This window comes from Vibrio hepatarius (assembly GCF_018860525.1).
Taxonomy (GTDB): Bacteria; Pseudomonadota; Gammaproteobacteria; order Enterobacterales; family Vibrionaceae; genus Vibrio; species Vibrio hepatarius_B.
In genome coordinates this window covers 1-18,486 of the sequence record NZ_JAHKPM010000067.1, presented here as the reverse complement: position 1 = coordinate 18,486, position 18,486 = coordinate 1, and the positions used below count along the sequence as shown (strand labels likewise).

12 protein-coding genes are annotated in these 18,486 nt (G+C 41.0%); 7 read left to right on the top strand and 5 right to left on the bottom strand.

Annotation, left to right across the window (positions count from 1 at the left end; translation table 11 throughout):
- Window positions 1–6: 6 nt before the first annotated feature.
- The 3 genes from KO511_RS20275 to KO511_RS20265 form a co-directional block, all read right to left on the bottom strand.
- Window positions 7–1,824 (bottom strand): extracellular solute-binding protein, encoded by a 1,818-nt coding sequence (locus KO511_RS20275; protein ID WP_215989207.1) that lies wholly within the window; start codon window positions 1,822–1,824, stop codon window positions 7–9.
- Window positions 1,825–1,971: 147 nt separating this feature from the next.
- Window positions 1,972–2,490: an NUDIX hydrolase gene (locus KO511_RS20270; RefSeq protein WP_215989206.1), complete on the bottom strand. Its 519-nt coding sequence runs from the start codon at window positions 2,488–2,490 to the stop codon at window positions 1,972–1,974.
- A gap of 60 nt (window positions 2,491–2,550) precedes the next feature.
- Entirely contained in the window at window positions 2,551–4,188 is a 1,638-nt protein-coding gene (locus KO511_RS20265) for a methyl-accepting chemotaxis protein (protein ID WP_215989205.1), read from the bottom strand.
- A 316-nt stretch (window positions 4,189–4,504) separates the two neighbouring features.
- Here KO511_RS20265 and KO511_RS20260 point away from each other — a divergent pair, with 316 nt between their 5' ends.
- Entirely contained in the window at window positions 4,505–5,503 is a 999-nt protein-coding gene (locus KO511_RS20260; protein ID WP_215989204.1) for a 2-hydroxyacid dehydrogenase, read from the top strand.
- 36 nt (window positions 5,504–5,539) lie between these two features.
- Here the strand turns inward: KO511_RS20260 and KO511_RS20255 are convergent, their stop codons facing one another.
- Window positions 5,540–7,900: a Lon protease family protein gene (locus KO511_RS20255; protein WP_215989203.1), complete on the bottom strand. Its 2,361-nt coding sequence runs from the start codon at window positions 7,898–7,900 to the stop codon at window positions 5,540–5,542.
- Window positions 7,901–8,115: 215 nt separating this feature from the next.
- On the opposite strand from KO511_RS20255, the gene KO511_RS20250 reads away from it, so the two are divergent.
- Both KO511_RS20250 and KO511_RS20245 read left to right on the top strand, forming a co-directional pair.
- Window positions 8,116–8,601 carry a hypothetical protein gene (locus KO511_RS20250; protein WP_215989202.1) on the top strand — a complete coding sequence of 162 codons (486 nt, stop codon included), beginning with the start codon at window positions 8,116–8,118 and terminating at the stop codon, window positions 8,599–8,601.
- Window positions 8,602–8,623: 22 nt separating this feature from the next.
- On the top strand, window positions 8,624–10,249 hold the full coding sequence (locus KO511_RS20245; protein ID WP_215989201.1) for an ABC transporter ATP-binding protein: 1,626 nt from the start codon (window positions 8,624–8,626) through the stop codon (window positions 10,247–10,249).
- A 93-nt stretch (window positions 10,250–10,342) separates the two neighbouring features.
- On the opposite strand, the gene KO511_RS20240 is transcribed toward KO511_RS20245, so the two are convergent.
- Complete coding sequence (locus KO511_RS20240) at window positions 10,343–11,242, bottom strand: LysR family transcriptional regulator (RefSeq protein WP_215989200.1); 900 nt, start codon at window positions 11,240–11,242, stop codon at window positions 10,343–10,345.
- A 157-nt stretch (window positions 11,243–11,399) separates the two neighbouring features.
- On the opposite strand from KO511_RS20240, the gene KO511_RS20235 reads away from it, so the two are divergent.
- From KO511_RS20235 to KO511_RS20220, 4 genes are all read left to right on the top strand, one after another.
- Window positions 11,400–13,091, top strand: a complete 1,692-nt coding sequence (locus tag KO511_RS20235) for an L-lactate permease (RefSeq protein WP_215989199.1) — start codon at window positions 11,400–11,402, stop codon at window positions 13,089–13,091.
- A 57-nt stretch (window positions 13,092–13,148) separates the two neighbouring features.
- On the top strand, window positions 13,149–14,285 hold the full coding sequence (lldD, locus tag KO511_RS20230) for an FMN-dependent L-lactate dehydrogenase LldD (RefSeq protein ID WP_215989198.1): 1,137 nt from the start codon (window positions 13,149–13,151) through the stop codon (window positions 14,283–14,285).
- Window positions 14,286–14,484: 199 nt separating this feature from the next.
- Window positions 14,485–15,273: a PhzF family phenazine biosynthesis protein gene (locus KO511_RS20225; RefSeq protein ID WP_215989197.1), complete on the top strand. Its 789-nt coding sequence runs from the start codon at window positions 14,485–14,487 to the stop codon at window positions 15,271–15,273.
- Window positions 15,274–15,837: 564 nt separating this feature from the next.
- The gene (locus KO511_RS20220) at window positions 15,838–18,252 is read left to right on the top strand and encodes a hypothetical protein (protein ID WP_215989196.1); all 2,415 of its coding nucleotides are present in this window, start codon (window positions 15,838–15,840) and stop codon (window positions 18,250–18,252) included.
- Window positions 18,253–18,486: the final 234 nt, after the last annotated feature.

The following is an 18,486-nucleotide window of genomic DNA, read 5'->3' as shown; positions in this document are numbered from 1 at the left end:
TCAGCGTTAACGTCGTTTTACAGGTAATTTGGCCGCTTTATCTTTCGAGACCCACCAAGTGTCAACCCCAAGATCGTATTTAGGTATCGTTTCAGGGCGAGCAAATTTATCCCACATGGCAACACGATATGTACTGACGTACCATTGTGGGATAATGTAAAAGTTCCACTGCAAAACACGATCAAGCGCTCGCCCTAAAGTAAGCAAAGCTTCTGGGTCCTGCTGCTTTTTGGCAATTGTCATCGTCAAGCTATCAACAACTGGATCCATCACTCCCGCAAAGTTGTAACTTGAATCGATATAATTAGAATTCCATATAATGAGTAAGTTAGGGCTAGGATATGGATTTGCAGAATAAGCTCTGGAGATCATATCAAAATCTCGATCCCTTAATCGCTTTGTATACTGCGTGGTATCAATGGTACGAATTTTCATGTTAATGCCCATACGCTTCATGTTATTTTGCAGCGGTGTAGCAATGCGTTCATCCGTCGGGCTGTAAATCATTAACTCAAAGCTAAAGGGCTCACCCGTCTTACTGTTGGTAAGCACTTTATTTTTTAATTCCCAGCCCGCTTCTTTTAACAATTTGAACGCGACTCTCATCTGCGCACGGATATGCCCCGAACCATCGGTTTTTGGTGGCTCAAACTCTTGTGTCAAAGCTCGTGGAGGAATAGCATTTTTGAACGGTTCCAAAACCTTACGCTCTTTCTCACTGGGTAAGCCTTTGGCTTCATAATCGGTATTTTGAAAATAACTACGAGTTCTAGAATACTGCCCATAGAACATGTTTTTGTTCATCCACTCAAAGTCCATCGCATAACTCAATGCTTCTCTTACTCTTGCATCCTTGAACACTTCCCTCTGAGTATTAAAAACAAATCCTTTATTACCTTCAGGCTTTTGATGGGGTATTTCCTGTTTAGTGATAAAACCTTTATCAAAGTTGGCACCAGTATATGAATTGGCCCAAAATTTCGCCGAGGTTTCGAGGCGAAAATCAAATTCACCCGCCTTAAATGCTTCAAGCATAACGGTATCATCACGATAATAATCGTATTGAATTTGCTTAAAATTATGTCGGCCAACATTAACTGGAAGATCCTTAGCCCAATAATCCTCTACCAAAGCATAGGTTACACTTTGGCCAGCCTTATAATCAGAAATTTTATAGGCAGAACTACCCACGGAGGGAGTAGATAAAGGCTCTGAAAAGTTTTTATCTTTCCAAAAATGCTCCGGTAATACTCGAGTGGATTGAGCAAAACTGAAAAGTTTTTCGCGATTTGGCGTCGCCATCTCAATCCGCACTGTATATTTATCTTTTGCTGTAACGGACTTGATATCTTTGTAATAAGAACGATATTGAGGCACCCCTTCGGTCATAAATTTATCGAAGGTAAAAGCGACATCTTCCGCTGTTATTGGCTCTCCATCATGAAATCGAGCCTTGGGATTAATATCCAGTTCAAGCCAAGTAAAATCATCGGAATATCTGACTCTTTGGGCGATTAAAGGATAATACGCATCGATTTCATCACTGGGGGAGTACATCAAAGAATCATACAATTCTCCAGTAGCTGCAGCTGGGACCCCTCTTGATGCATAACGATTGAAGTTATCGTAGGTTCCAATATTGCCATAAGTTATCTTGCCATATTTTGGGGCGCTGGGATTTACATAATCAAAATGGGTAAAATTATCTGGGTACTTAGCTTTACCAAATCCGACCAAGCTGGTTGTTTCGATCACTTTAGCTTGTCCGATGGAACTTAAACTCGCGAGTATAGCCCCCAAAAGAATGCAGCGTATTTGCTTCATAAGCAATATCCTTCCCAACCTCAGGTATATTATTATTAATTCAGTTACTTAAATAAGTATAGGTACTTATACCGCACCCATAGAAACACTCGCAACAAAAATGTGCCTTGGCACGAATAATAAAGTACACCAAGTGCAATATGTCGCTTAAAGCATTTCTTTGGCAATTAAATGTAAAAGAAACGTTTCACGTTCAATACTCATACCTTTTTTAGGACTGTTTGCAATGGTTTTTTCATTGTGGGCGATAGCAATGTGGATATTGATCCACATCGCTTTCATTCCGTTTTTGATCTCGTAATCTTCATAAGCTGGTTTTCCCAACTCACGATCAACCTTGCAGGTATAACAGTAGGAGTGCATATGCATCACATCAGCCTCTGGCTTATGCCATGGGCGAAACTCTTCATAGATGCCAAATGGTTTTATAGTATGGATATTTTGAGCGCCAGTTTCTTCCTCTAGCTCTCTTATCATTCCGGCAATGATATCTTCTCCATCATCAATACCACCGCCTGGAATGGTATAATCATGGTAGCGCTGTGTGTAAAGTAGTAGAATCTCCTCTCCATCAACCACAACTGCTCTAGCCGCATTTCTTTGAATGACAACCTTATCGTCCAAATGGCCAATATCTGGATGGATAGACGTTTTTAATTTTCTCATCAGTAACTTAAATAATGATCAATCTAAGTCGATTCTACCATATCCGTTGAAGGCCTCAAGCTAAGCTAACTTGAAGCGATGGATCATTGACATCAAATTGTCTGAGACACGATCAAGTTCTGTACTCGCACTCGACATCTGTGCTGATTCAGCCGACACCGATGAAGCCATATCACTTAAACTCACCATATTTCGATTCATCTCATTCACTGTCACCGTTTGTTCCTCTGCTGCTGTGGCAATATGTTGGTTCATTTCTTCAATAGTGTGTACTTCCTGATTAATCTTATTAATGGCCGTGCCAGCCTGGCTTGATAGCTTAGATGCATTAGTCGCTCTCGCCGTGCCATTATCCATCGCTTTAACCACATTTTCAGCGCCTACCTGAAGTTTCTCGACAATATTCTGAATTTCAAGCGTCGATTCATGTGTTCTTAAAGATAGGCTTCTGACTTCATCTGCAACCACAGCAAACCCACGTCCTTGCTCACCTGCCCTTGCTGCTTCAATTGCTGCGTTTAATGCCAGCAAGTTAGTCTGCTCAGCGACACCACGAATCACCTCTAAAACGGTGTCAACATTGCGTGCATCTGTGGCCAGTTGCTGTACAACCTGACTGGCAGACTGTATTTCCCCTGCAAGTTCGTTAGCGCCGCCAACATTCTTGTCAATAATGTCATGACTATGGTTGGCCTCCTTGGCAGCCAATCGGCTTGCATCATTAGCTTCAACAGTACGCGCAGCTACTTCTTCCACAGTTGCTAACATTTGCGTCATCGCACTGGCCAAAGTTTCAACGTCACTTTGCTGTTGATTCAAACTATTATCGATATGTAATGCTGACCTTGATAACTGACCGGCAGCACTTGATACTTCACTGCCTGAGTCACTAATATTGAGCATGATGTCCTGAACTGAACCAACGAATTGGTTAAAATATCTTGCCAAAAAGATTAACTCTTTGCTGCCTTTCTCTTCTAGCCTCTGCGTCAAGTCGCCTTCACCTTGAGACAGGGTTTTCATTGCCCTTACAGTTCGGTTTAAAGGGGCAGTGATGGTTTGAATAAAGAATCCTATTGCTAAGGATAATAAAATAAGAATCACTATCGCATAACCAGTTGATGCCGCTTCGGAGCTATGCATATCCGCCTCAAGAGCCACCATATTCATACCCGAGCCAATCATCCACCCCCAAGGTTGAAAGATGGTCGCATAACTGGTTTTAAGGTCAGCTGTTGTCGAATTAGGGTTTTTCCAATAATAGTCAACAAAGCCACCACCTTTTTGTGCTAACCCGTAAAGATCTTGCACAAAATAGCGACCTTCACTATCTTGTAAGTCACGAATATTCTTACCGACCAGTGATTCAACTCCAGACGCAAGTTGAACACCTTCACGGCTCACAACAAAGATATAATTATTGCCATCGAATCGCATCGCTGATATTGCTTTCAGTGTACGCGTTTGTGCTTCACTCTCAGAAATTTTACCGGTTTGGTATTGTTGGTAGTTATATTTCACAACACCGGTAGCTGCCTCGACAAGGGTGGAAACACCACGCTCATAATTTTCCCGCATGTGCTGACGAGATTTATCGATATTGAGAAACGTATTTGCTAATAGTCCAATAGCAAATAAGCCTAAAATGGACCATGCTCGTGTCGCAATAGACACTTCAGATAGCTTTTTTTTAATCATGTTTTATATCCTAGCCAGAGAATAAATACCTTTTAGCACCTAGCTACAACATCAACTTAACTTAATGACAATAAAGCCAAGAGCTATTTAATTTATCTTTAATAATTTAGCAGTAAATCTTGATCTTTATTGATAATTTGTATGTAATTTATACAGTTTTATTTTTAATAACAAAGTTAACATTACAAGCATCAGTAGATATTGCCTTTTTAGTGGACTGTATAAACTTCTATCAATAATTAATTCTTTAACTTTGTGTAATTTCACGCTTCAATACCACTAACCTTTTCCTCACCATCAATTATTTGGGGTTCATATGTTAGATGTCGCCGTTTTCAGTGCTAAGTCGTATGACGAAGTATCTTTTAGCAAAGTAAATAAGCAATTTGGTTTTGAGCTGCATTTTCATGATTTCCAGCTCACGAAAAAAACCGCCAAGATGGCACACGGTTGTAAAGTAGTATGTGCCTTCGTTAATGATGACCTTTCAGCTCCAGTACTGAAAGAACTAGCATTACAAGGCGTTAAGCTAATTGCAATGAGATGTGCTGGTTTTGATCGAGTAGACCTTGATTTAGCTGAGGGTTTAGGCATACAAGTCGTTAGAGTGCCGGCTTACTCTCCAGAGTCAGTTGCTGAGCACACGTTAGGGTTGATGATGTGTTTAAACCGCCGTTTCCATAAGGCATATCAACGTACTCGAGATGCTAATTTTTCTCTTGATGGACTGGTCGGCTTCAACTTCCATCAAAAAACGGTTGGTGTTATTGGTACAGGTAAAATAGGTATCGCTACCATGCGGATCCTTAAAGGACTCGGCATGACGATACTCTGCTATGATCCATTTGAAAACCCAATCGCATTAGAACTTGGGGCAACTTACTGTAGTAAAGAAGAACTTTTCAAGAAAAGTGACGTCATAACGCTGCATTGTCCAATGTCTGAAGATAATTATCATCTCCTCGATAATAGCGCTTTCGATAAAATGAAAGATGGTGTCATGATCATTAATACCAGCCGTGGTGGCCTGCTGGATGCAGCAGCAGCAATTGAGGCTTTAAAAACAGGAAGGATTGGCGCACTTGGGCTAGATGTATACGAAAATGAAAAAGATTTATTTTTCCGCGATAAATCAAATGATATTATTGTTGACGACGTATTTCGCCGCCTCTCTGCCTGTCACAATGTTTTATTCACCGGCCACCAAGCTTTTTTAACTGACGAAGCTCTGGGCAATATAGCCGATACAACTCTCGGTAATATTAATGCTTTTCACCACAATAAAGCATCAGGGAATGAACTGATTAAGCTTTAAATAAAGAAAAGGGCTTTCTAACGAAAGCCCATATCTCTATTTACGTAATGCATTAAGTTTAGCCTGCGCAATACCAAATATAGTGTCAATGGGATAACTGCCTTCATCACTTGGCTCTCCAGCAGGCCTACCCATAAATAACTCTATCGCTTCTGTCACATGGTCAATCGCCCATATATGGAATTCACCACGTTCGACTGCTTTTACAATATCGGGTCTCAACATAAGGTTATGCATATTGGCCCTAGGTATGATGACACCTTGGTGGTCACTGCGACCTTTTATTCCACATACATCGAAGAAACCCTCAATTTTTTCGTTCACCCCCCCGATAGGCTGAGCTTGACCAAATTGATTCATAGAACCCGTAATCGCAATACTTTGGCAATTTGGTTGTTTTGAAAAAGCAGAAACGACCGCGCAGAACTCAGCCATACTGGCACTATCCCCATCTACTCCTCCATATGACTGCTCAAATGTAATTGTGGTTGTGAGAGGCACTTTAGCTGTTTTGCCAAAAACAGAAGAAAGATACGCCGTCAGTATCATCACCCCTTTTGAATGGATACTACCACCCAAATCAACGCTACGTTCTATATCAATAACGTCACCATCGCCGTAGCAGGTCGTTGCAGTAATTCGGTTAGGTGCACCAAACATATATTCACTGGTACTCAGCACCGACAACGCATTAACTTGCCCAGCAGAGTAACCATGAGTTTGTAATAGTGTTGTGCCATTGATAAACCCTTCCATAACACTGTCTTTTAAACGGCTCACTCTTAGCTCTTGATTTGCAAGCGCTTCCTCAACATGGTTCGAACGGATCATATTCGAGTTCGCTTGGCGAGCTACATAATTCGATTCCCTAATCAAATTAGCAATATTTGCTGAATGGAGCGAAAGCTTCGTTTGATCTCCTGACAATCGAGAGCTATGTTCGATGATTCGTGCAATCGCCTTTTTATCACAATGCAGCATATTATTATCATTAACCACACTTGAAATAAAACGAGCATATTGCAGCTCCGACTCTGGGGTACGAACCATTTCATCTTCAAAATCAGCCGTGACACGAAAGAGTTCACTAAATTCTGGATCATAATGTTGCAGTAATTGATAAGTACGGTAGTCACCAAATAAGATAATCTTTACATCGAGTGGAATAGCTTCTGGGTCAAGTGATACAGCACCTGTTAAGGTGACTTCTTTTTCAAGAGAAGTAAAACTTAACTTGCGAGCTCTCAACGCACGTTTTAATCCATCCCAAACATAAGGCTGTTCCAGGACTTTCTGTGCATCCATCATTAACACCCCACCATTCGCTTTGTGTAAACTGCCTGGGCGAATAAGTGAAAAATCTGTGAATACCGTGCCTTTGAACGTTGCCGTCTCGATATAGCCAAATAAACTGTGGTAATTAGGGTTTTCTTCAACAACTATCGGAAAGTCATCTGTCTTTCGGCTTACAAGGACGTTAACCTTATAGCGTCTTGGTAGCTTTTTATCCAATGAGGCGGTTGCAACCTCACCCTGCTCACCGCTTTGTTCCAAAAAAATATCAGCATTATCAACGATATCCTGTTGAAGATCGGTTAGGTATGTTTTTATCGCCGCGTAACCTGAGTAATCTTTTTTTAATTGCTTGATAAAATGAGTAATAACATCGAGGGTCACATCATCATTGAGTTTCTTAATTTTTTCACTGTACGCTTCTTCCCACTCAGTCAATTGACGAACCATATCTCGCAACTTAATTTCAAGTTCATCAATGGTGGATCCAAAGTATTCCTGCTCTTTCTTAGACAGCTCCTCAAACGACTCTTCTGTATGCATTTCGTCATCATTCATTGCAACAAATTGATAGTCGCCTTGATTGGTGATAGTTAGACTAATTCCTTTCGTTTTTGCATCTTTCGTAATAATCGCCAGCTCTGCTTCTTGCTTCTGGGCTAACTGATTTTTTAGTTTATCTGCGCGGCTGTAGTAAAGTTCATTATCAAAGGCTAATGGCATAGCATTAACCAATTTTGACATCAGCTTTTCGATATCTTGCTTAAGCTGATTACCAATTCCACGCGGTAAAGCGAGCACTTTTGGAGTCCTAATATCCTCAAAATTAGCCACATAGCACCAATCAAATAGTGTTTTGACATCATGTTGATGGCGATTTAGGTAACGCAAAATCATAGTGCGCTTGCCCAATCCGTTCTGACCAATAGCATAGATGTTGTAGCCCTTTTCCTTAATGGACATTGCAAATTCTACTGCCTTTTGCGCGCGCTTTTGACCAACAATTTCGTCAATAGGTGCCAGCTCTTTCGTCGACTTGCTTGGCAGCATTTCTAGCTGCGCAGCATGGTACAGCTGGCTTGATTCAAGCCTTTGAATTGCCATCTCTATGTTCCTTATCGTTATATTTTTTAGCTTTATATCGTCCAAGTGTAGGCTAGTTTTATTTATATTTTAGTGACTTAGGCACGCTCAGCGTTCAAGTGGTTAAATATCGTTCAATTTCATTATTAAACAACAATTAAATGATAATTATTTGCAATAGCAAACGAATTACATTTAAATGGTATCAGTAGCAACTTTGAGGGAGTTAATCAAATATGGATCTACAACAATGCTGGACTTATTATCTAAAAGCAGAGCAGTTGTTAGAGCAAGGCCATTGGCCAGAAGCCCATCATTTGTATGATCAAGTTCTCACTCATTTGCCAAGTCATATTCACAGCGCCTTAAATGACAACCAAACTCAGCCATGCCAATTTGGTTGCTTACTGAGAAGCTTAAGGGATGCTGCGATTTCGCAATCGGAAATACTCAATAAAATGGGTCAATACCAAAATGCGTTCGACTTACTAAACCAAAGTTATGGGCTGCTGCAGTTTATGTCGATTGAACCTACCGAACTGGTAGAAGCTACCCATTCAATATTAGATAAAAGTTGTAACGACCTTTTATTACATATGGGCGCATTTTGTAGTGCTCAGCGAAATGCACAGTGGATGTTAGAGTTTGAACTGGTTCAAAAAGCCCATCATCATTTTTCAGCATTAAAGAGCCATGACAATGCTATGGACAGCTTTCATTAAATAATTAATACAGGGAATTTAAATGTCACAGATGCCGATTCTTGAGGTTAAGAACCTCTCCATCAGTTTTACAACCAATGATGGTATTGTTGATGCAGTTAAGAATGTCAGTTTCGAGTTGTTTCAAGGAGAAACACTCGCTATTGTAGGTGAATCTGGAAGCGGAAAATCCGTTTCAACCAACGCTGTAATGCAACTACTGCCTAAAAATGCCATTGTAGATAAAAAATCGGTTGCTGTATTTGAGGGAGAGCAGCTACTGAATATGTCAGAAAAATCCATGCAAACAATTCGTGGCAATCGTATTGGTATGATTTTTCAGGAACCGATGACGTCACTTAATCCATTTATGCGAGTTGGAATTCAGGTGGCTGAAGCGCTCACATGCCACCAGCCTGTCTCAGGATCGCAAGCAAAGCAAAGAGTATTAGAGCTGTTTGAGCTTGTTCACTTACCTAACCCGCAACAAGCATACAGCAAATACCCTCATGAATTTTCTGGGGGCCAACTACAACGTATAATGATCGCTATGGCGCTCATCAATGAACCCGACATACTCATTGCAGACGAACCTACTACTGCGCTAGATGTAACAGTCCAAGCTGAAGTTCTTAATCTAATCAAAGAAATTCAAGTCAAAATGGGCATGGCAATCTTATTTATCACACATGATTTAGGCGTTGTTAAACACCTTGCCGATCGCGTCATCGTCATGTGTAAAGGTGACGTAGTAGAAGAGGGACAGTGTCGCACCCTTTTTAGTGATCCTCAGCATGAATATACCCAGATGCTAATAAACTCTGTCCCTAAGGGTAGCAAGCACCCTATCGAGTCAAATGCATCTCCACTGCTTAAAGCGGATAATATCCGAGTGAAATTCTTAATTAAAAGCCACTTTATCTCGAGTCAAAATCAGTATTTTGAGGCTGTAAAAGGAATATCTCTTGAGCTAAAGCAAGGAGAAACTCTTGGTATTGTTGGTGAGTCTGGATCAGGTAAGTCGACACTTGGCCGAGCTCTTATTGGTCTCCTGCCTTATACAGGCGATATTGCATTTAAAGGTCAAGATATAGCTTTCTTAACCAACAAAGAACGATTTGCACTAAAAAAAGATGTTCAGATGGTCTTTCAAGACCCCTATGGTTCTCTTTCTCCTCGAATGACGGTTGGAGATATCATTACAGAGGGGTTAACGGTACATCAACCTCTGCTAAATAACTCAGAGCGAATGCAGCGTGCGCGTAAGGCACTAGAAGAAGTTCGTTTAGAACCCCATTCGATTAACCGCTATCCACACGAATTTTCTGGTGGGCAGCGTCAACGTATCGCCATTGCTCGCGCTTTAATACTAGAACCTTCCTTCATCTTATTGGATGAGCCGACATCTGCATTAGATCGCTCTGTACAGCTAACAGTAATTGACTTGCTCAAAGATATTCAGCAGAAACACAACATTGGCTTTCTATTTATCAGCCATGACCTCAGTGTTGTTAAAGCTTTATCTGATCGCGTTTTAGTGATGCAAAAGGGCGAAGTGATGGAAGAAGGAACAGCAGAAGAGATTTTCCACTCTCCAAAAAATGATTACACCAAAAAACTGATTGATGCTTCCTTTGATTTAGACGAAGACGACATCGAAGCCGCGTAATCCATACCTAGCTATCTAGTCGATGTAATCATTTATACATCGGCTTTTTTGGTGCTCATAATTTTCATTTAAAACCCTAATTTGAAGCTTTTTCTAAAAATAATGGGCAATTTCAAGATAGCGAGTACGTATATGCTCTATGAGCAATTTCACTTTTTTGGGAGGCTGGCGTGTAAAAGGATAAACCGCATAAATCCCTAAACACTTACCCACTAATTCGGGGAAAACATCAACTAATTGACTATTTCGAATATCATGATAGACCAAACAACGTGGCACGTAGGCAATACCATGCCCTCCAAGAGCGGCTTTTCGTAACGCTATCGCATTGTCGGTGGAAAAGCTTCCTGAAACCTTCACAACATAGTTCCCTGATGATCTTTTAAACTCCCAATCCGACGCTCCAGTAGACTGATATGCATATTGCAAGCAGTTATGACCAATTAAGTCATGTGGATTCATTGGCCTACTATTACGAGAAAGGTAACATGGGGAAGCACACACAACCCATTGAGAATCCAGAATGTGTCGAGCGATTAAACTTGAATCTTCAAGGTAACCAGTTCTAATCACGAGGTCATAGCCACCATCAATGAGATCAACAAAACGGTTATCGAGTGACATATCGACCGTCAATCCAGGATATAAAGTACAAAACTCAGCAACAGCATCTGCTAAGACTAAATCTCCAGAAATACAGGGTACAGACATTTTTATATGGCCGCTGATACTTTCTCCAAATCCAGATACTGAATCAACCGCTTCTTGCGCAGCTTGCTTCACACTTTTTGCACCCTGCACTAGTGCCTTACCAGCCTCGGTTAAGGTTAATTTACGTGTTGTTCTGAATAAGAGTTGAGTACCAACATGTTGCTCTAAACGTGCAATTCTTTTGCTAACTACAGAATTTGTAAGGTTATTTGCCTCAGCAACCTTACTAAAGCTTCCCAGTTCAACAACCTGAGAAAATAGAATAATATCGTCTGCTTTCATATTATTATGCTATTTTTGGAATTAATTATTTTCATTATTTCCCTGTATCCATTAAAAATAAAGCGGTAAATTCACTCTAATTTAACACCCACATCACAATTATAAAACCTGAGAGGCTCTGGAGAGTCCTAAGGCCCACTTGTACGAGGATGTACCTATGAGTGAAACAGTACTGGCCTTGGTGGCCTTCTCACCAATAGTGGTAGCAGCTGTCTTATTGGTTGGCCTTAACTGGCCAGCAAAACGCGCCATGCCTATTGCTTTTGGCTTAACCGTTGCAATAGCTTTTTTCATTTGGAATATGTCAACCACTAGAATCCTAGCCTCGACAATACAGGGCCTAGTTATCACTGTATCGGTTCTTTGGATTGTCTTCGGGGCTATATTTCTCCTTAATACCTTAAAATATACAGGCGCTATTTCCACTATTCGTAATGGTTTTACCAACATATCCCCAGATAGACGAGTACAGGCAATTATCATAGCTTGGTGCTTTGGCTCCTTCATTGAGGGCGCATCAGGGTTTGGTACCCCCGCAGCGATTGCTGCCCCTCTATTAGTCGCCATCGGTTTCCCCGCCCTTGCCGCCGTACTCATGGGTATGATGATACAATCTACTCCTGTATCCTTTGGTGCCGTTGGTACTCCAATCATAGTGGGGGTAAATAAGGGGTTAGATAGCCACAGTATCAGCCAATCACTCATTGCCAATGGCTCTGACTGGGGCAGCTATCTGCAACAAATAACGTCAAGCGTTGCAATTATTCATGCCTGCGTTGGTACATTCATCCCAGTGCTCATGGCAATTATGCTAACTAGATTCTTTGGCAAAAATAAAAGCTGGACTGAGGGCTTAGATATAATTCCATTTGCTCTTTTCGCGGGTTTATCTTTTACCGTCCCCTATGCATTAACTGGTATTTTCCTCGGTGCTGAATTCCCATCACTAATAGGTGGGTTGATTGGATTATCTATCGTGGTATTCGCCGCTAAAAAAGGAATTTTAGTTCCCCGTACTACTTGGGATTTTGAAAGTGAGAGCCAGTGGCCTAAGGAGTGGTTAGGCTCACTCAAAATAGAGCGTAATGATTCAAATGGCAAAGTCATGAGCATGTGGTTAGCATGGTTTCCTTATGTAGTTTTAGCTATCGTTTTAGTCGTTAGTCGTGTCAGTAGCAACTTCAAAACTCTACTTACTAACTTCAGTTTGTCATTTAACCAAATACTCGCCCAAGCAGATATCAGCGCTGCCATACAGCCACTTTACCTACCGGGGGGCATTTTAGTTTTTGTCGCTATTATTGCTGTTGTGATTCAATCACGCAGTGCTCAACCATTAACTAAAGCGTTTAGTGAATCCAGTAAAACCTTAATAGGTGCTGGTTTTGTATTGGTTTTCACCATCCCCATGGTGAGAATTTTTATTAACTCAGGCGTGAATAGTGCTGACTTGGCAAGTATGCCAGTCACTACCGCCAATTTCGCTGCAGGTATAGCCGGCGATGCCTTTCCAGCATTAAGTGCTGCCATCGGTGCCCTTGGTGCTTTCATTGCAGGCTCTAACACGGTATCCAATATGATGTTTAGTCAATTTCAGTTTGAAGTTGCTCAAACCTTGTCTATTTCAAGTGCGACGGTTGTAGCCTTACAAGCTGTCGGTGCAGCGGCAGGTAACATGATTGCTATACATAATGTGGTCGCGGCGTCCGCCACTGTTGGGTTGTTGGGTCGAGAGGGAGCTACACTCCGAAAAACCGTGTTACCGACATTATACTACCTCATTCTCACAGGCATCATCGGGCTAGTTGCAATCTATGGCCTAAAGATTACGGATGCATTAATGCTATAAAAATATCCGTCAAGAACAACTTAACTTTATCCGATGTTTAAATCAGGACTACTATCTATGATCATTTCATCTGCAACCGACTATCGAAAAGCCGCAAAATCTAAACTACCGCCTTTCTTATTTCACTATATTGACGGCGGGTCATATAACGAGCAAACGTTAAGGCGAAATAGCGAAGACTTAGCAACAATAGCTCTCAAGCAGCGAGTGCTAAAGAATATGTCTGAAATAGACTTATCAATCGAAATCTTTGGTGAGCCATTAAATCTACCTATTGCCCTTTCCCCTGTTGGTTTAACAGGGATGTACTCTAAACGTGGTGAAGTCCAAGCCGCACTTGCGGCGCAGCAAAAAGGTATCCCTTTTACCATGTCAACCGTGTCGGTTTGCCCAATTGAGGAAGTGACATCCAAGCTTGAAAGGCCGATGTGGTTCCAACTCTACGTACTAAAAGATCGTGGATTCATGAAAAATGTTCTTGAACGTGCGAAAGAGTCGGGGGTAAGTACGCTGGTGTTTACCGTCGATATGCCCATCCCAGGTGCCCGCTACCGAGATTTACATTCTGGAATGAGTGGACCTAACGCCGCGATGCGACGAGTCTTTCAGGCAATGCGTCACCCTGATTGGGCATTTAATGTTGGCGTAATGGGAAAGCCCCATGATCTCGGTAATATCTCTACCTATCGAGGTAAACCAACCAAGCTTGAAGACTACATTGGCTGGCTAGGTGAAAACTTTGACCCTTCAATTTGCTGGAAAGACTTGGAGTGGATTCGTGACTTTTGGCAAGGCCCTATGGTGATAAAGGGTATTTTAGATCAACAAGACGCCAAAGATGCTGTCAATTTTGGCGCAGACGGCATCGTGGTTTCTAATCATGGTGGTCGACAGCTCGATGGCGTACTATCTTCGGCCAAAGCGCTCCCATACATAGCCGATGCCGTAAAAGGAGATGTGAAAATATTGGTCGATTCCGGGATTCGCTCAGGGCTTGATGTAGTCAGAATGCTCGCCTTAGGCGCGGATTGTGCCATGCTAGGACGTTCCTATATTTATGCCTTAGCCGCTCAAGGCAGAACGGGTGTTGAAAACCTGCTTGATCTTTATGAACAAGAAATGAGCGTAGCTATGACACTAACTGGCGCAAATAACATCAATCAGTTAAATCATGATTCGTTAATGCGCATATAAATTCGAATGACTAGCTATCAATCAATTTTTGAGATCTTGGCTGAGGTTATGACTCTCAGCTCTTTTTTCGAAAAGCACAATGCAATAAAAGTATGACTTTCAGTAGTGACCATCACATTACAGCAATGTAATGCATTACAATTCCCATTGCCGTGCATATGATGCCTGTAACAACCATGTAAGACACAAGGGATTAGATATGGAACTCGAAATATTTATCTGCGATGCATTCACCACTCAACGTTTTAAAGGCAATGCTGCAGCCGTAGTCCCTTTAGGTGAATGGCTGTGTGATGAGATCATGCAGAATATTGCTTCTGAAAACAACCTCTCTGAAACTGCTTTTATCAAGCCGACGGGGGCTAACCAATACGCCATCCGCTGGTTTTCACCAAGTTCTGAAATAGACTTCTGCGGTCACGCCACTCTCGCCTCTGCATTTGGCCTCTATCAATTCTTTGATGTAGAAGGCAAGATTCTATTTGATACTCTCCAAGTTGGTACTTTGGAGGTTGAAAAAGACCTTTCTGGTCGAATTCTAATGACGTTTCCTAATAGGTTACCAATAGAAACCGAATGCCCGGCCGAGGTCTTTGAGTCACTCTCCATCCGCCCAACAAAAGTACTCAAAACACCACAGGCTTATTTTGCCGTTTTTGATAATGAAGAGGAAGTAATACAGGTAAAAGTGCGACGAGAGTACTTAGAGAAACTTGCTCCTTATGATCTTATCGTTACAGCTAAAGGTCAGAATTACGACTTTATATCGCGATACTTTTGGCCTGATGTCGGTGATTGTGAGGACCCTGTTACAGGTTCAGCTCATACATCTCTTGCGCCATTTTGGGCCAAAGAGTTAAACAGAAACCATTTAAAAGCCTACCAAGCATCACGACGTGGCGGCGTAGTCTATTGCCATGTGAGTGATGAAAATGTGATCGTTTCAGGTGATGTTGTCCTGTATTCAAGGGGCAAGATTTATATCTAACCTCAGGCTTTTACTCGCTGATTATTTTAATAGAACATTTAATTTTTAAAAGTGACCGTTCTATTAACCTAAACCGTTAAAAATAGTCTACACAAATAGTATAAATCATAAGTTAGGATGTGTTTCTATGTAAAAAATCCTGATTTTAAACTAAGGCTATGGATGTCAGTCATAATCAGAATTAAATCATTTTTATACTAACTTATTATATCATTATAATGAGTTATAATTTTTTTAAAAAAATTATAACAATATGGGTTTATATCTATCCCCTAAACACTTATCTCTCCATATCATAGCTTTCCTTCTCGATTCCTAATCAAAGCACAATATCTTTAAGCACTACAACAAAAATAATACCCTTTATTTTCAATAATTTAATTAGAAATAAAAAGGGAAATATAACACGTATCGGTTAACTAAATATCGCCATTTGTTTTTATTTTTTTGGGTGATAAATCATACTTTAGATGTTTTTAATTTTGTTTACAGACTAAATTTGGTATTTATTTAATAAATAAAAATTTGCTCTCATTTTTTTATTACTACAAAGAGGTAATTTAAATGAATAAATCAAAGATAATATTTCTCCTAACCGCATTATATTCAACACATTCTCTAGCCATAATCGACCTTACCCCTAGCCATATTGAAGTACAGGGCGAGCAATGTGAAAATGGCTATAGACTAATAAAGCCAGCAGAGGCTAAAGAATTATCTATACAACTATATAACCAAAACAAGATTGATGTTTGGGGTAGGTATTTTTTAGATAATGGTAAAACACTGTCGATCACGCAAGATAACAGTATAAACGTGGTCCATGATGCTTTTGAGTACCTCACTAATATTTCAGACAATGATCCTAGTATCCCAACAGGGCAAAGCCTTTGTACCAAGAAAAAAGGGAATTTCTACGCTATTGATACGAGTAGTGAAACGAAGTACCAAAAAATTATTTACAACGAGCTAGCCATTGATACAGATCTTAGCGATGGCGTATTGCATACGACGACAACGGATCAGGTGTCAGATATCAAGTATGGCCAAAACCTGATTAGCCGAATTAGAGTCCTAGTAAAAGTAGCCACAGATAATCGTACCAGTTTCATGATAAGAGCGGTTGGGGAAAATCCAACACCAGATCCACAAGTCTCTGTCGATGGATATGGAAATTTAGGTTATGTTGGCCTTGCAGGAACAATTAATGGTAAAACGCTTCGAATGCGCTATAACGGTACAGGAGATCGTGCACTTGGTCCAACGCCACGACTTTTAGATTCTTTCCTTTTTACTCCAGGTTCAGGTTACCCTCTTATGAAGTATTGGGAGTTTAAACTGAATCTAGAGGAAAGTATCTCAGAAGGATATGTACTTGCTACACTTAATGTTTTTTCTGATAAAGCGCAAAAACAGCTATTTGAGAAAACGAATATTTCTTTGGAACTGAATGATGCTGAGTATTTCCCTGAAACTGGTGTTACCGTTGTGGGTAACTCACTACTCAGTAGCCCTATCCACTTTAGAACCGATGAGTATTCACAAAATCAGTGGTCTTCTTATCATCTACTTTACAGCGCAAGCTCTGAGGCAATCGATGAGCGCTATTTCAGCGGAAAACATATCGGTGCTCTTTCTAATTCCACTCAAGAAAATAAGTATGCCGACGATTTACAAAACCTCATATTAGCTCAACATACTGCGATACCATTGGAGCTTCCCACAGCACATCGCCGACAAAAGAGATGTGTTGAAGATTTCATACAATCATTACAAAGCCTTGGAGCTTGGGCATTCGCAAGGTGGCTGGGAGAGCCAAGCGTCTGTGGTGTTCAAAACCATCAACTAATCGCTAATGTTCCTCCCTTAATTGTTGATGAGCCTCAACCAACTGGTAACAACAGTAATGTGGTTTATGAAGTAATAGAGGCTCAGCCACACAGTGATAACCCCGATGCATTTAACACAGCGATGAATGTATTAGCTTGTGATGACAATGTGAATACCGACGCAGATGAAGGGACATGTACCACAGAGCAAAATGAAGCGATAAACCTTATGGGTGATCTTACCCATACTCAGCTAGGAACTATCATTAATGATGTCCAAGAGCATCTTAATCTTGCAGCGCAAGGAGCAGGCCCCGCGCTATCAGTTGATACTGGCAATCAACACCTCAATGACTTTATCAATCACAACCCTGAAGCGGCCATAGACCTGTTAAATAGCGCTATGCTAGTTGCCAATGCGTCAAATGTGAAACCCGATAAACTCGTTTCACGAAGGAACAAAAAAGGCAAGAAACGTAATGACAATGTTCTTACCGGCTCTTGTGCCAACAACGATCCAGAAGTCAAAGATGACGATGGCTACCAATGTGTTCAGAAAATACGAAGGAGAGCAAATATAAGGCCTACAGAAACAGTGGTGAGTGTGCCTCCACTTTTGCAAACAGGCGGACAGTATTTCACTAGAAGTACTGACTCTTCAAATTTTCACAACATGGTATTGGCCTTTAATAATAGCGGTGTAAGTTCACGTATGAACCGAAATGAAGTCAGTGCTAATACTTGGGCTATTGCCTATGATGGAGCACCTGCGGGCAATAACCGCAGATTTGTGGTTCTATCAGATGCCAATGATGGAAGGCGTGATAGATTTGGCTTTGGCTTAACTCACATATGGACCAACAGAGATGGTGGGCACCAAAGAGACTTTATGCAGCATGGTTTCCACAACCAAGAGATGCTAGCACGCATGATCATGGCAGCACTAACCAGTGTTGACGGTAACCCTAGAATTACAACCAGAACAGGCGAAGGCGGTCAACGCAGAGACTATGCAGCCGTCACTTTTGTGTATGGTCGTTATCATTATCTGTTTACCAATGTCGCCATTGTAGTTGGCAGTGATGGTTATGTTATCACGGCTTTCCCAACCAGAAATTCACGACTTTCGACATTAGAAGATGAGTTGTAACCATTGAGTAATAATTAACATTAAATCGCCAGTTAAGACTGGCGGTTTTGTTAGTATAAGGCGTTTTTGCCCCTTTATTAGCTAGACTTTTTACTCATTCACACCCTGTTCACGGGTTTTTGCAATACTAAAAGGGCTCTTCTCCGCTTAGGTGAGCTTGATATTTGGGTAAAAAGTTGAGTGTGTATCGGGAACCGATGTTTGTCTGATCTTCAATTTGAAATAGTCTGTATC